This is a genomic window from Actinacidiphila sp. bgisy145, assembly GCF_057708125.1.
The window spans coordinates 1-13480 of the sequence record NZ_JBYIRL010000082.1; the positions used below are offsets into that span (position 1 = coordinate 1).

At 69.2% G+C, this 13480-nt stretch carries 7 protein-coding genes; 5 read left to right on the forward strand and 2 right to left on the reverse strand.

Annotation, left to right across the window (positions count from 1 at the left end):
- Nucleotides 1–178: 178 nt before the first annotated feature.
- Nucleotides 179–1294, reverse strand: coding sequence for a uroporphyrinogen decarboxylase (hemE, locus tag AC3ERT_RS36025; RefSeq protein ID WP_435179323.1), 1116 nt, complete (start codon nucleotides 1292–1294; stop codon nucleotides 179–181).
- A 272-nt stretch (nucleotides 1295–1566) separates the two neighbouring features.
- On the opposite strand from hemE, the gene AC3ERT_RS36030 reads away from it, so the two are divergent.
- The 3 genes from AC3ERT_RS36030 to AC3ERT_RS36040 all read left to right on the forward strand — a co-directional run bounded on the left by AC3ERT_RS36030 (nucleotide 1567) and on the right by AC3ERT_RS36040 (nucleotide 6447).
- Entirely contained in the window at nucleotides 1567–3066 is a 1500-nt protein-coding gene (locus tag AC3ERT_RS36030; RefSeq protein WP_435179325.1) for an aldehyde dehydrogenase, read from the forward strand.
- Nucleotides 3067–3927: 861 nt separating this feature from the next.
- On the forward strand, nucleotides 3928–5607 hold the full coding sequence (locus AC3ERT_RS36035) for an AfsR/SARP family transcriptional regulator (RefSeq protein WP_435137993.1): 1680 nt from the start codon (nucleotides 3928–3930) through the stop codon (nucleotides 5605–5607).
- 72 nt (nucleotides 5608–5679) lie between these two features.
- A complete protein-coding gene (locus AC3ERT_RS36040; protein WP_335984366.1) occupies nucleotides 5680–6447 on the forward strand; it encodes a thioesterase II family protein in 768 nt (255 codons plus the stop codon).
- A gap of 217 nt (nucleotides 6448–6664) precedes the next feature.
- Here the strand turns inward: AC3ERT_RS36040 and AC3ERT_RS36045 are convergent, their stop codons facing one another.
- Complete coding sequence (locus tag AC3ERT_RS36045) at nucleotides 6665–7453, reverse strand: thioesterase II family protein (protein WP_435179328.1); 789 nt, start codon at nucleotides 7451–7453, stop codon at nucleotides 6665–6667.
- Nucleotides 7454–7946: 493 nt separating this feature from the next.
- On the opposite strand from AC3ERT_RS36045, the gene AC3ERT_RS36050 reads away from it, so the two are divergent.
- Nucleotides 7947–8591, forward strand: coding sequence for an acyl carrier protein (locus AC3ERT_RS36050; RefSeq protein WP_435179330.1), 645 nt, complete (start codon nucleotides 7947–7949; stop codon nucleotides 8589–8591).
- 4 nt (nucleotides 8592–8595) lie between these two features.
- A partial coding sequence (locus tag AC3ERT_RS36055; protein ID WP_488180759.1) for a beta-ketoacyl synthase N-terminal-like domain-containing protein occupies nucleotides 8596–13480 on the forward strand: 4885 nt, incomplete at its 3' end.

The following is a 13480-nucleotide window of genomic DNA, read 5'->3' on the forward strand; positions in this document are numbered from 1 at the left end:
GAGGATTCCCGAGTTCACCCTCCAGGACCCCTCCACGGTGGTCTGGGGCGGGCGCAACGCCCGAGGTCCGCTGTGTCTTCCGCTCCGGGTCGGGTGACGGTCGCAGCGGACGCCGGTCCCGCCACCGCGTGCGGAACCCGCGCGGTGCGGGGTGGGCGGCGGGGGTTTCCGGTCGGTCCTACGCCGTGGGGGTGTTCCAGGCGCGCACCTGCTCGACGACGGCGGTGACGTGGTCGATGGGTGTGGTCTTGGCGATGCCGTGTCCGAGGTTGAAGACGAAGGGGCCGCCGCTGAGGCCGCGCAGGATGCGTTCCGTTTGGGTGTGGAGTGCGGGGCCGCCGGCGATCAGGAGTTGGGGGTCGAGGTTGCCCTGCACGCAGCGGCCCAGTTCGTGTTGGATGTTCTGCGCGGCCCATGTGAGGGGGACGGTGGAGTCCAGACCGATGCAGTCGGCGCCGGTCGCCTCGGCGAAGCCGTTGTAGTTGAGGCCGGCGCCTCGGGGGAAGGCGATGACGGGAACGTCGGGGTACTGCGCTTTGAGCGCGCTGATGATGGTGGCGACGGGTTTGACGCACCAGCGGTCGAAAAGGATGTCGGGAAGGATGCCGGCCCAGCTGTCGAACAACTGGACCGCCTCCGCGCCGGCTTCGATCTGGCGGCTGAGGAATTGGATGATGGCGTCGGTGAGCAGGTCCATCAGGGGCTGGAATCCGTCGGGGTCGCGCATGGCCCACTGTTTGACGACGGAGTGCTCGGACGCGGCGCCGCCGCGTCCTTCGACCATGTAGGTGGCGATGGTCCAGGGTGCGCCGGCGTAGCCGATCAGGGCCGTGTCGGCGGGGAGGGCGTGGGTGAGCTGCCGGACGGTCTCGTAGATCGGGGCGAGTTCCTCGTGGAGGCGGGAGGCGCTGAGGAATTCGGTGATGTCCGCGGTCGAGCGGACGGGTGGTGCCAGTACCGGTCCCTCGCCGACCTTGTAGTCCAGGGTCTGGCCGAGTGCGGCGGCGACCTGCGGGAGGTCGGAGAAGACGATGGCGGCGTCGAGGGGGAAGCGGCGCAGCGGTTGGAGGGTGACCTCGACGGCGTGTTCGGGGGTGGTGCACAGCCCGACCATGCCGCCGGCAGCCTCACGGACCTCGTGGTATTCGGGGAGGTAGCGTCCGGCCTGCCGCATCAGCCAGATCGGCGGGCGTTCGGTCCGCTCTCCCGCGAGTGCGCGCAGGAGCAGCTTCCTGGGCTGGACATTGCCGGATCCCGGCGTCGGACCGGTTGCTTCCCGGAAGCCGATGTCCACGCTGTTCCATTCTGTTGAATTGCCACGGGTGTTGACGAAACTCGAGGAGAGACGTCGAAGCCTTGAAAAGGGGCCGATCGCAGCCTAGCAGAGCCCCATGGTCGGCTTGGCCGAGCACTGACGGCCCGTCGGGAATCCGAACGGGCAGAGCCCCGGAAGGAAAGTCCCCAGTTACCCCGCAGTGGCGGATCGTAGGAGGAGCGTCATTTACGCGTCGCTCCGGCGCAGGCGAGCATGAGCGCCACGGAGGCGGCGATCGGGAGGGTGACCGGATGAGCCTGGCTGGACTCGCGGAGGCGCCGATCGGTCGGACGGACCGCTTCTTCATCGGCGGTCAGTGGGTGGTGCCGTCGTCCGGCGCCACGATCGACGTGGTCGACTCCGCGACCGAGGAGCTCTACTTCAGGGTCGCGCAGGCGCGGGCCGCCGACATGTCCAGGGCTGTCGCGGCGGCGCGGGAGGCGTTCGACGAAGGCCCTTGGCCGCGGCTGACGCCCGCCGAGCGGGCCGGGTACCTTCGGGCGATCGGTGCGGAACTCAGGCTCCGCGGCGAGGACATCGCCGAGATCTGGCCACGCGAGTCCGGGGTCCTGTACACCTTCGCCGCGCACGCCGGCACAGGAGCTGAGTCCACCTTCAAGCGGTACGCCGCATTGGCCGGCACGTTCCCGTTCGAGGAGCAGGTCAAGCCGACCGCCGGCGGACAGTTCGGCATGATCGTCCGTGAGCCGGCCGGTGTGGTCGGTGCGATCATCCCGTGGAACGCCCCGATGGGGATGATCAGCAACAAGGTCGGCGCCGCGCTGCTCGCCGGGTGCACGGTGGTCCTGAAGTCGGCGCCCGAGGCGCCGGGGGAGGGCTACCTTGTCGCCGAGGCCGCCGCGGCGGCCGGACTGCCTCCCGGCGTGCTCAACGTCGTCACCGCGGACCGTGAGGTGTCCGAACTGCTGGTGCGCGACCCGCGGGTGGACAAGATCACCTTCACCGGGTCGACGGCCGTGGGACGGCACATCGCCTCGATCTGCGGCGAGCGCGTGGCCCGCTGCACGCTGGAGCTCGGCGGCAAGTCCGCCGCGGTGATCCTCGACGACATGGACCTCGAGACGGCCGCGCGCAGCCTCGCCCAGGCCGAGTGCCTCCTCACCGGCCAGGTCTGCGCGTCGCTGACCCGGATCGTGGTCAGCCGCTCGCGGCACGACGAACTGGTCGATGCCCTCGCCGGCGTGTTCTCCCGGGTGCGCGTGGGGGACCCGTTCGACCCGCGCTCGCAGATGGGGCCGCTGGTGGCCGACCGGCAGCGGGACCGGGTCGAGGGATACATCGCCAAGGGCGTCGCGGAAGGGGCCACGCTGGCCACGGGCGGTGGTCGTCCGAAGGGCCTGACCCGTGGCTGGTACGTCGAGCCCACCGTGTTCGGAAACGTCGACAACCGGTCCGTGATCGCCCAGGAGGAGATCTTCGGCCCCGTGCTGTCCGTCATCCCCGCGGCCGACGAGCAGGACGCGGTCCGGATCGCCAACGACACCATCTACGGTCTCAACGCGGCGGTGTTCACCAACGACGTCAACCGGGCCCGCGAAGTCGCCGGGCAGCTGCGCTCCGGCACCGTCGGCCACAACGCGCTGCGCAGCGACCTCGGTATCGCGTTCGGCGGGTTCAAGCAGTCCGGCATCGGCCGTGAAGGTGGACGCGAGGGGCTGCTGCCCTACCTCGAGACCAAGACCGTGATCCTCGAAGGCCGGCCTGCCGGGTACGAGGACGGCGTCCTCTGACGGTGCGTCCGCTCACCGACCCCTGCGCGGCCACCGCATGCCCGCGGGCCGCGCCGCATGTCGCCCGCCACGTCGATCGGCACCGTACCGACCACCCGGCTCAACCGTGAGCCCGCCCAGCCGACGGGGACACAGCGATCACGTCCTTGAGGTCCGCGGCGGGTAGCGCGAGCATGACGCTGGGGCGGATTCTCCTGACTTTGGGTCACCATGCCAAAATTTTACGAACATTGGTGCGGGAAGAACCTGGACGAACCGGGTTTTCGAGGCGATTTTGCGAACCTCTGCCGGCGCGAATCGTATTTCAACTGTTACCTGGGTTTCGCGGCGTGTGCGGGGGGAGAGTTTAAGGAAGTGTGCCGTAGGAGGCGCAAGGGACCGGTGTGTACGCATAACCACATTTTTTCACACTGCGCCCATGTAGCTCGGGGGCGGCGATCGGAGGACCGCAGGGATGATGGCGGGATTGGTGCAGCGGTTGCGGATGACGCTCTCCGCGCAGGTCGCGGCCCACGCGAGAGTCCGGTACGACCGCGACGTCCTCGTGCGGTAGCCGGGCGGCAGGTGAGCGTCGCGCCTCCCGAAAAGGCGAACTGCCGACAAGAAAATTCATTGGGGCCGAGGAATCCGGGAACCGCATCCAGATTTCCGATCACGACTGGCCCATGAAATATGTGAATCCATCGCAATTCGTCACTCGCGCCGCTCTTTTCCTACGGCGCAGTGCGGATGCGTTCCTTTGTGCCGCCAATGGTGTCGGCAGCAACCTCGATCGTCCGTGAATTCCTTCAGCCAATTCGGAGTATTTTGCAGACCTGTGCAACTGTGGGCGAACTGTGTCGCGCATCGGAGGAGGATATATTGCAGTTCAATATCCTAGGTCCACTGGAAGTGGTTTCCCAGGACAGGGTCGTGCCACTCGGCGGGATCAAGCAGCGCGCAATGCTGGGCATGCTGCTTCTCAGGGCGAATCGGATCGTCCCGTCGCGCAAGCTGCTCGATTCGCTCTGGGACGGCCGCACTCCGCCGACGGCGCGGAAGATGCTGCAGAATGCGGCTTCCGCGCTGCGCGGAATGCTGGCCTACGACGACGCAAGCGCCGACCCGCCCCTGCTGCTCACCCACGCACCCGGGTACCTGCTACGCGTCGAACCCAGCAGCATCGACCTCAACCTGTTCACGCAGCGCACCGAACGGGGCCGTGCGTACGCCGCCGACGCGGACTGGAAATCCGCGCGCCGAGCGCTCCGCGAAGCCCTCGACGTCTGGCGCGGCCCGGTCCTCGCCGACCTGGCCGAGACATGCACCGCGTGGCCCGAGGCCGCCGCGGTCCAGAACGCGTACTTCGTCGCCGTCGAGGAACTGTTCGATGCCGAACTCGCCTGCGGACGGCACCGTGAGGTGATTGCGGAAATCGAACTGTTCGCCGCTGGAGAGCTGTCCCACGAACGCCTCGTGGCACAGCTGATGCTCGCGATGTACCGGTGCGGACGGCAGTCGGACGCGCTCGACATCTACCGCCGCGCCCGCGTGTCGTTGATCGAAGCCCATGGACTGGAGCCGAGCCGGGAGCTCCAGGAACTCGAATACCTGATCCTCAATCAGGATGCCCGGCTGGACTGGAACGGCGGTGACATGTCCGAACTCGGCGACAGCGCCATCGTGGCGGTTCCCCGGCCGACCGCCGCCCTGGACGACGCGGCCGTGCCGGCCGTCGAGCCACCCGAGAACGGGCCCGCCGAGCCCTACCGCCCGGAGCTCGTCTCCACGGGAGGGGACGAGGGGCCATTGCCCCAAGAACACCTGGTCGCCGTGATGGCCGTCGTCGGAGAGGCGGAGCGCAAGCCCGAAGCGGACGCCGCCGAGACGGCGCTCGCTGCCGGCGCGGTGGCCGCGACGGTGGACCGTGAGGTCAGCCGACACGGCGGTGTGGTCATCAGCAGAATGGCGTCCGTGAGCTGGGTCCTGTTCGACGACGCCGGCCACGCCCCCGATCGTGCCGTCGAGGCAGCCCTGGCGATCCATGCCGCGCTTGAACGGGCCCGGCCCCTGCACGACGCCGCCGACGGCGAGGTCCCGCCGTCGGCGGTCCGGGTCGCCGTCGTCTCCACCGACTCGATCCACAGCCACCGTCCCGGCGACGGCACCCTGCGCGCCCTCGACAGCTCCGTCGTCGGCCGGTGCCTCCAACTGGCCAGCGCCGCCCCCGCGGGACAGGTCTGGGTCGGTGCGGAGACCAAGCGCGCCACCGAGCTCTGCGTCCGGTACGAGCGGGTCGGCGACGACGCATGGGAGGCGGTCGAACTCCTTCCGGAGACACACCGGCCGGACCGGGTGAAGATGCTCATAGGAGGCCCCGACAAGATCAAGAAGCTGCGCGGGTTGCTCGCGGGCATCACCGGCCAGCACGCGTCACAGCTGATCGAGAAGATCAGCCGCCGCGGGGGCGGCATACCGGAGAACGCGGTGGTCGAGGTCACCGTCAGCGTCCTGCCGCCGGACTCCGCGCACACGTGGGCGGCACTCCCGGAGGGCGCGTGAACCCTGTTGCAGGTCTGGACATCGACCAGGAACACCAGGTGGGCATCGACCAGGAACACCAGGAGGGACCGCATGGGAATCGACGACGGTTCGGAAGAAGAGAGCCTGTGGCTCAGGCGGTTCGCGCCTGCCGACCACGCGAAGAACCGCCTGGTCTGCTTCCCGCACGCGGGTGCCTCCGCCCCCTACTTCCTTCCGATGGCGCAGGCGCTGGCGCCGACCGTGGACGTCCTCGCCGTGCAGTACCCAGGACGCCAGGACCGGCGGGCCGAGCCCTGCATCGACGACATCCCCACCCTGGCAGACCACATAGCCCACGCCTTGACCAGGTCGCTGGACCGTCCGCTGTCGCTGTTCGGCCACAGCATGGGCGCCGTGCTCGCCTTCGAGGTAGCCCGGCGCCTCCAGCAGAACCACCCGGGCCAGCCCGCGCACCTCTTCGTCTCCGGCCGGCGCGCCCCCACCCGCTACCGCGAGGAAACGCACCACCTGCTCGACGACGAAGAGATCGTCGCGGAGATCCTCTCGCGGCGCGGCCCGCTGGCGCGGGCGATGGAGAACCGTGAAGTGGTGGACATGGTCCTGCCGACGCTCCGCGGGGACTACACGGCCGTGGGGCGGTGGCGCTACGTCGCGGGCGACCCGCTGCACTGCCCCGTGACCGCGATCGTCGGGGAACGGGACCGGGAGGCCAGCATTGAGGAGGTCAGGGACTGGAAGGAGCAGGCACCGGAAGGCGGCTTCGATTTCCGGGTCTTCCCCGGCGGGCACTTCTACCTGGTCAAGGAGATCGCCGGGGTCGTGAAGGTGGTGTCCGACCGCCTCGCCCCTACGACGTGAAAGGTCTGCGCCGCTGAGCAGCGCGGTTCGGCACCGGGAGCACATCCACCGCCGCCCGCCTACCGCCTACCGCTGCATGGCGGAGGCGGTAGAGGTGTTGGCCGGCCGGACGGACGCCGGTGCCGGGCCGGTGCCGGACCGACATCGGCCCCGTGCGCCCGGGTGTTCCGGGCGCGGTAAGGGGCGGTGACCGGCTCGCGCGCCGGTCACCCAGTCGTCAAGGACGAATCGCCGTCCCGCGGTCGGAGCCGGTCGTTCGCGCGAAGTGCTCCTTGAGCAGGGCGGTGATCGCGTCCACGTGCGCCGTGATGAAGAAATGCCCGCCCGGGAACGTGTGGACAGTGCACGTACTGGTGGTGTGCCGCTCCCACGCCTGGGCCTCGGGCACCGTGGTCTCCGTGTCGTTGTCGCCGGTCAGGACCGTGACCGGGCAGTCGACGATCGCATCCGGGGCGCACCGGTAGGTCTCAGCCGCCTGGTAGTCAGCACGCAAGGACGGCAGGGCGGCCCGCATCAGCTCCTGGTCACCGAGCACGCTCGTGACCGTCCCGTTCAGCCGGCGCACCTCGGCCAGGATGCCGTCATCGTCCCGCCGGTGGATGCAGCGCGTCTCACGATGAGCGGATGGGGCGCGGCGACCGGACGCGAACAGGTGCGTGACCTCGCTACCGCCCGCCTCCAGCCGACGGACGGTCTCGAAGGCGATGGTGGCGCCGAGACTGTGGCCGAAGAGCGTGACAGGAAGCGGCGGTTGCCGCAGCAGGAGGTCGTGGATCCGCTCGGCGAACGCGTCCACATCCGTCAACGGCTGCTCCGCGCGGCGCTCCTGACGCCCGGGGTACTGGACGGCGACGACGTCCACATCAGGGCTGAGAGCCGTTGCGACCGGCAAGTAGAACGGTGCCGAGCCGCCTGCGTGCGGGAAGCACACCAGGCGCGCCGTGGCCGTGGGGGACGGGTGGTAGCGGCGGCACCACAGATCATCATCGGCAGGCAGGACGGACATGCCACTCCAAGTGCTCGTACCAGCAGGATGATTGGCGACGCATATGCGACGTGCCCCCGTCGCTCGCCCTTCATGCGCGACCGCCGGGCTGGATGCCGTGGCCCTTGATGGCGTCGACCAGTAACCTCGCGGTCCCCGGGCGTCCGCCCACCTGGAGGTGCGCCGCGTGTCCGACTCGGCACCCGGGCGGGACGGGATGACCGGGGTGCCCCCCCGGTGGGCGCCTGGTGGAACGGCGTCATTTCGGGCCGTCCGCCCACGTGGTGAGCTTCCTCCCATGACGGACTGGAAGATCGGCCGGTGAGCCTGCTGCGTGTCTTCGGGGGCGAGTCGCCGCTGCCCGGTCGGGGACGACCGGCTTGCGGTGCTCTTCGCGTCTCTGCTGCCGGGTCGCCCGGCGTGGGACGGAGCGACTTTCAGCGCCCCTTGACACGCCGATCCGCCGTGCCGTCAGCGGACACCTGAGGGTCGGCATCCGATGCGGGCCCAGGGCGTGGGTGTCTTCTCCGAGTCGAGTCCGGATGGCGCGTTGCCGGCGATGGCGGATGGGAATGCGGGGACGTGGGTTCCGGTGCTGCACGGTGGCCAGGACGAGCCCGGGGCCGCGCCCGAGGCCGAGGCCGGGGCCGGGGCCGCGTCGCTGGCATGGGGAGTGTGGGCTCATGCCTCGGGGATAACGGGGCAGTTGACCGACGCTGGCCCGCCCCGTCTGCGGCGTGGCGATGCTGAGCGACTGACGACGGAACGGGGTCTGGCGGTGGGCGCTCTCGCCTGCCCGATCGCGGCCGTCGCCGTTGCTGTCGCCGTGGCTCTGGGCCATGCCGGCCCTGGGGACATCGATCCCCAGCTGGCCTTCCATGACATGGGCATCGACTCACTGACCGCGCTGGAGTCGCGCAACAGGCTCGCAGGCGAGAAGGGGCCGAGTCTTCCCGCCACCCTGGTGTTCGACCACCCGACACCGGCCGAGCTCGCCAGGCACCGGTGCCCGGAGATTTTTGCGCATGTGGTGGTGAACCGGCGGTCTTCACCCAGCTCATCCAGCTGGAATCGATCCTCTCTGAGGTACCCGCGACTTGAGTCGGCCTCGGCTGATGAAGTCTTCGACTTCATTGCTAAAGAGCTAGGAGTTTCCTGATCCAATGACTGAGATGACAGAGTACGAGAAGCTCCTCAGCTACCTGAAGAAGGTAACGGCCGACTCCTACGAGACCAAGGAACGCCTGCGGAAGATAGAGGCACGCGAGCAGGAACCCGTAGCGATTGTGGGGATGGGTTGTCGGTTCCCGGGTGGGGTGGAGGATCCGGAGGGTTTCTGGCGGTTGGTTGCGGGGGGCTCCGATGCGATGTCGGGGTTCCCGGCGAACCGTGGCTGGGACGTGGCCGGCCTGCCGGACCCGGATGCCGGTGACGGGGGTGCGGGTTATGCCCAGGTGGGTGGGTTCTTGGAGGGTGCGGGTGGGTTCGATGCGGAGTTCTTTGGGATCAGTCCGCGTGAGGCGTTGGGGATGGATCCGCAGCAGCGGGTGTTGTTGGAGACGTGTTGGGAGGCGTTGGAGGACGCGGGCATTGCTCCGGGGTCGTTGCGGGGCACGGACACGGGGGTTTATGCCGGCATCATCGCGTCGGGGTATCGGGTCGGGGGGCAGGACGGTGCGGGTGGTTTTGGGCTGACGGGGACGACGGCGAGTGTGGCGTCGGGTCGGGTGGCGTATGCGTTGGGGTTGCAGGGTCCTGCGGTTTCGATTGATACGGCGTGTTCGTCGTCGTTGACGGCGATTCACCTGGCGGCGCAGGCGTTGCGGTCGGGTGAGTGTGGGATCGCGTTGGCCGGTGGGGTCACGGTGATGGCTTCGCCTGGGACGTTCGCGGAGTTTGCGCGGCAGCGGGGGTTGGCTGCTGATGGGCGGTGCAAGCCGTTCGCGGAGGCGGCTGATGGCACGGGGTGGGGTGAGGGCGTTGGCGTGGTGGTGTTGGAGCGGCTGTCGGACGCTCGCGCGCGTGGGCATCGGGTGCTGGCGGTGGTAGCCGGTAGCGCGGTGAATCAGGACGGGGCGAGTAATGGTCTGTCGGCGCCGAATGGTCCCTCGCAGCAGCGGGTGATCCGGGCCGCGTTGGCCAGTGCGGGCTTGAATGCCGGTGACGTTGACGTGGTGGAGGCGCACGGCACCGGCACGGCGTTGGGTGATCCGATCGAGGCACAGGCACTGCTGGCGACGTATGGGCAGGGTCGGCCGGAGGGCCGGCCGTTGTTGCTGGGGTCGGTGAAGTCGAACATCGGTCACACCCAGGCGGCTGCCGGTGTCGCGGGTGTGATCAAGATGGTGCAGGCGATGCGCCACGGGATGCTGCCGCAGACCTTGCATGTGGATGCTCCGTCGTCGCATGTGGATTGGTCGGCGGGGGCGGTGGAGTTGCTGACCGCGCCGCGTGAGTGGCCGGCGGGTTCTGGTCCGCGACGTGCGGGTGTGTCGGCGTTCGGGATCAGCGGTACCAACGTCCACCTCATCCTCGAACAGCCCGTGCAGGAGGAGGTGGAGTCCGTTGCGGAGGTGGGGCCGGAGTCTGCGGGTGCGGTGGCGTGGGTGGTGTCGGCGCGGTCTGATGCGGCGTTGGTGGCGCAGGCGGGTCGGTTGGCGGAGTTCGTCGACGCTCGCCCTGAGGTCTCGGTCGGGGATGTGGCGTTGTCGTTGGCGGTGACGCGGACGACGGGGTTCGCGCACCGGCTTGCGGTGGTCGGCCGGGACCGTGGTGAGTTGGTGGAGGGGTTGGCTGCTGCTGTGTCGGGGCAGGTTGGGCCTGGTGTGGTGAGCGGTGTCGTGTCCGGGGTTGCTGGTCCGGTGTCGCGGCCGGTGTTTGTGTTTGCGGGGCAGGGTGCGCAGTGGGTGGGGATGGGGGTGCGGTTGTGGGAGGAGGAGCCGGTGTTTGCGGCGGCGATGGAGCGGTGTGAGCGGGTGTTGGAGCCGTTGACGGGTTGGCGGTTGCGTGAGGTGTTGGGGGATGAGGGGTTGTTGTCGCGGGTGGAGGTGGTGCAGCCGGCGTCGTGGGCGGTGATGGTGAGTTTGGCCGCGTTGTGGCGGGCAGCTGGGGTGGAGCCGGTGGCGGTGGTGGGTCACAGTCAGGGGGAGATCGCGGCGGCGTGTGTGGCAGGTGGGTTGTCGTGGGAGGACGGCGCGCGGGTCGTGGCACTGCGTAGTCGGGCGTTGGCCGGGCATCTGGCGGGCACGGGCGGGATGGTGTCGGTGCCGGCCGGCCTGGCCGAGGTGGGGGAGTGGATTGCCCGCTGGGAAGGGGACTTGTCGGTCGCGGCGGTCAATGCTCCCCGCCAGGTCGTGGTCGCCGGCGCCGCCCAGGCGTGTGGGGAGTTCGTCGAGGCGTTTGCGGAGCGTGGGGCGCGGCGGATCGCGGTCGACTACGCCTCCCACACCGCGCACGTCGAGGCGGTCGAGGACCGGTTGGGCGAGGATCTGGCGGGACTGTCTCCGGTGAGTAGTCCGGTGTCGTTTTATTCGACGCTTGAGGGGCGGGTGGTGGATACCGCCGGGTTGGATGGGGGGTATTGGTATCGGAATTTGCGGGAGCCGGTGCGGTTTGGTGAGGTTGTTGCCGGGTTGGTGGCTGAGGGGCATCGGGTGTTTGTGGAGGTGAGTCCGCATCCGGTGTTGGGTATGGCGGTTGCGCAGGCGGGTGAGGGTCTGGTGGTGGCGGGCAGTTTGCAGCGTGGTGATGGCGGCCGGGACCGGTGGCTGACCGCACTGGCGAGCGCCTGGACCGCAGGTGTGGAGGTGGACTGGGCTGCCGTTAGCGGTGGGGAGGGTCGGGCGGTGAAGGTTGGGCTGCCGACGTATGCGTTTCAGCGGCAGCACTATTGGCCGAAGCCGGTGGCTGGTCGTGGGGATGCTTTGTCGGCTGGTCAGCAGCGTTCCGGGCATGCGTTGTTGGCGGCTGCGGTGTGGCTGGCTGATGGTGATGGGTTGGTGTTGACGGGTCGGTTGTCGCTGGCTGCGATGCCGTGGCTGGCCGACCACGCGGTCCACGGCACGGTGCTGCTACCCGGCACCGCATTCGTCGACCTGGCCGTCCACGCCGGCGACCTGGCCGGGTGCAGTGTCCTGGAGGAACTGACGCTCCAGGAGCCACTGGTCCTTCCCGCCTCTGGCGGCGTGCAGGTCCAGGTCCGGGTCGGTGACGGCGACGGTCCGCGAACGGTCACGGTCTCCTCTCGCGAGGAGGAGGGCGAATGGGTGCGGCATGCGGTGGGCGAGTTGGCCCCGGCTGACGGTGAGCCTGTCCCGGATCGGCTGTCCGTGTGGCCTCCGGCGGGTGCGGTGTCGGTTCCGGTCGACGATGCCTACGACAGGTTGGCTCGGCAGGGTTACGGTTACGGTCCGGCGTTCCAGGGGCTGCGGCAGGTGTGGAGGGCCGGGGACACGGTCTATGCCGAGGTGGAGCTGCCCCAGAGCGCGGATGCGGATGTTGCGGGGTTTGGTCTGCATCCCGCTCTGCTTGATGCCGCTCTGCACGGTCTTCTGGCTGCCGGTGGTAGCAATGGCAATGGTGGTGGGACGGGGTTGCCGTTCGTGTGGTCGGGGGTGCGTTTGCTGGCGGGCGGTGCCCGCCACCTGCGGGTGGTGCTGGCCCGTGGGTCGGGTGGGGTCTCGGTCACGGCTTTCGATGCTGTCGGTGAACCCGTCCTGCAAGCACGGTCGCTGGCGTTGCGTGAGGCGTCGGCTGGTCAGTTCACCGGGGCTGGTCGGCAGGTGCGGCAGTCGCTGTTCACCGTCGATTGGGTTCCGCTGCCTGCCCCGCAGGACTCTGACACCGCCGTGGTGCAGTGGGTGCGGCATGGTGAGTCGGTCGGGTCCGAGGTGGCTTGGGTGGTGGTGGCGCCAGTGCCGACTGCCCCGTCGGGGATGTCGGCGCCGCAGGCGGCCCACCAGGCTGCTGCGACGGTGTTGGGTTGGGTGCAGGAGTGGCTGGCCGATCCCGAGACGGACAACGCGCGGTTGGTGGTCTGGACCCAGGGCGCAGCTACCGGGCAGGACCTGGCGGGCGCGGCGGTGGTGGGCCTGGTGCGCTCGGCGCAGTCGGAGCATCCGGGGCGTGTGCTGCTGGTCGACGTCGACCCGGCCACCGACTTGGACCCGACCCGTGACGTTGACGTGGACACCGTGCTGGCTGCGGTGCTGGGTGCTGATGAGCCTGAGGTCCGCATCAGTTCCGGGGATGGGACTGTGGCGGTGTTCGGGCGTCGGCTGGTCCGGGCGGGTGCGTCCGGGGATCTGGCGCTTCCCGCTGGTTCGGGCTGGCGGGTGGAAGTGGCGGAGCCGGGTGATCTGGGCAGTGCGGCGGTGGTCGATGCTCCCGAGGCGGGCGTGGCGTTGTTGCCGGGTCAGGTCCGGGTGGGTCTGCGGGCGGCGGGCGTGAACTTCCGCGATGTGGTCGCCGGTTTGGGAATGGTTGCGGACGGCCGGATGCTGGGCGGGGAAGGCGCGGGCGTGGTTCTGGAGACCGGTCCCGGAGTCACCGGCCTGGTTGTGGGTGAGCCGGTGATGGGTTTGGTGCCGGGGTGGGGGCCGGTGGGGGTGGTGGACAGTCGACTGCTTGCTGCGGTGCCGCGGGGGTGGTCGTTCCAGGAGGCCGCATCCGTGCCGGTGGGGTTCTTGACCGCGTTTTATGCGCTGCGGGATCTGGCCCAGGTCCGTCCGGGGGAACGGGTGCTGATCCATGCCGGGACCGGCGGTGTGGGCACGGCTGCGGTGCAGTTGGCTCAGGAATGGGGTTTGGAGGTCTTCGCGACCGCGAGTCCGGCCAAGCAGGCGGCGTTGCGGGCGATGGGCATCGACGATAACCACATCGCGTCGACGCGGGATCTGGCGTTTGGTGAGCGGTTCTTGGCCGTGACCGGTGGCGAAGGCATGGACGTGGTCGTCAACGCCTTGGCGGGAGAGTTCACGGATGCCTCGCTGCGGTTGCTGCCGCGCGGTGGTCGGTTCGTCGAGATGGGCAAGACCGACATCCGCAACC

Excerpts from the sequence above, each read along its gene's own strand:
- AC3ERT_RS36045 (WP_435179328.1), bottom strand. The coding sequence starts at position 7,453 with ATGTCCGTCCTGCCTGCCGATGATGATCTGTGGTGCCGCCGCTACCAC.
- AC3ERT_RS36030 (WP_435179325.1), top strand. The coding sequence starts at position 1,567 with ATGAGCCTGGCTGGACTCGCGGAGGCGCCGATCGGTCGGACGGACCGC.
- AC3ERT_RS36040 (WP_335984366.1), top strand. The coding sequence starts at position 5,680 with ATGGGAATCGACGACGGTTCGGAAGAAGAGAGCCTGTGGCTCAGGCGG.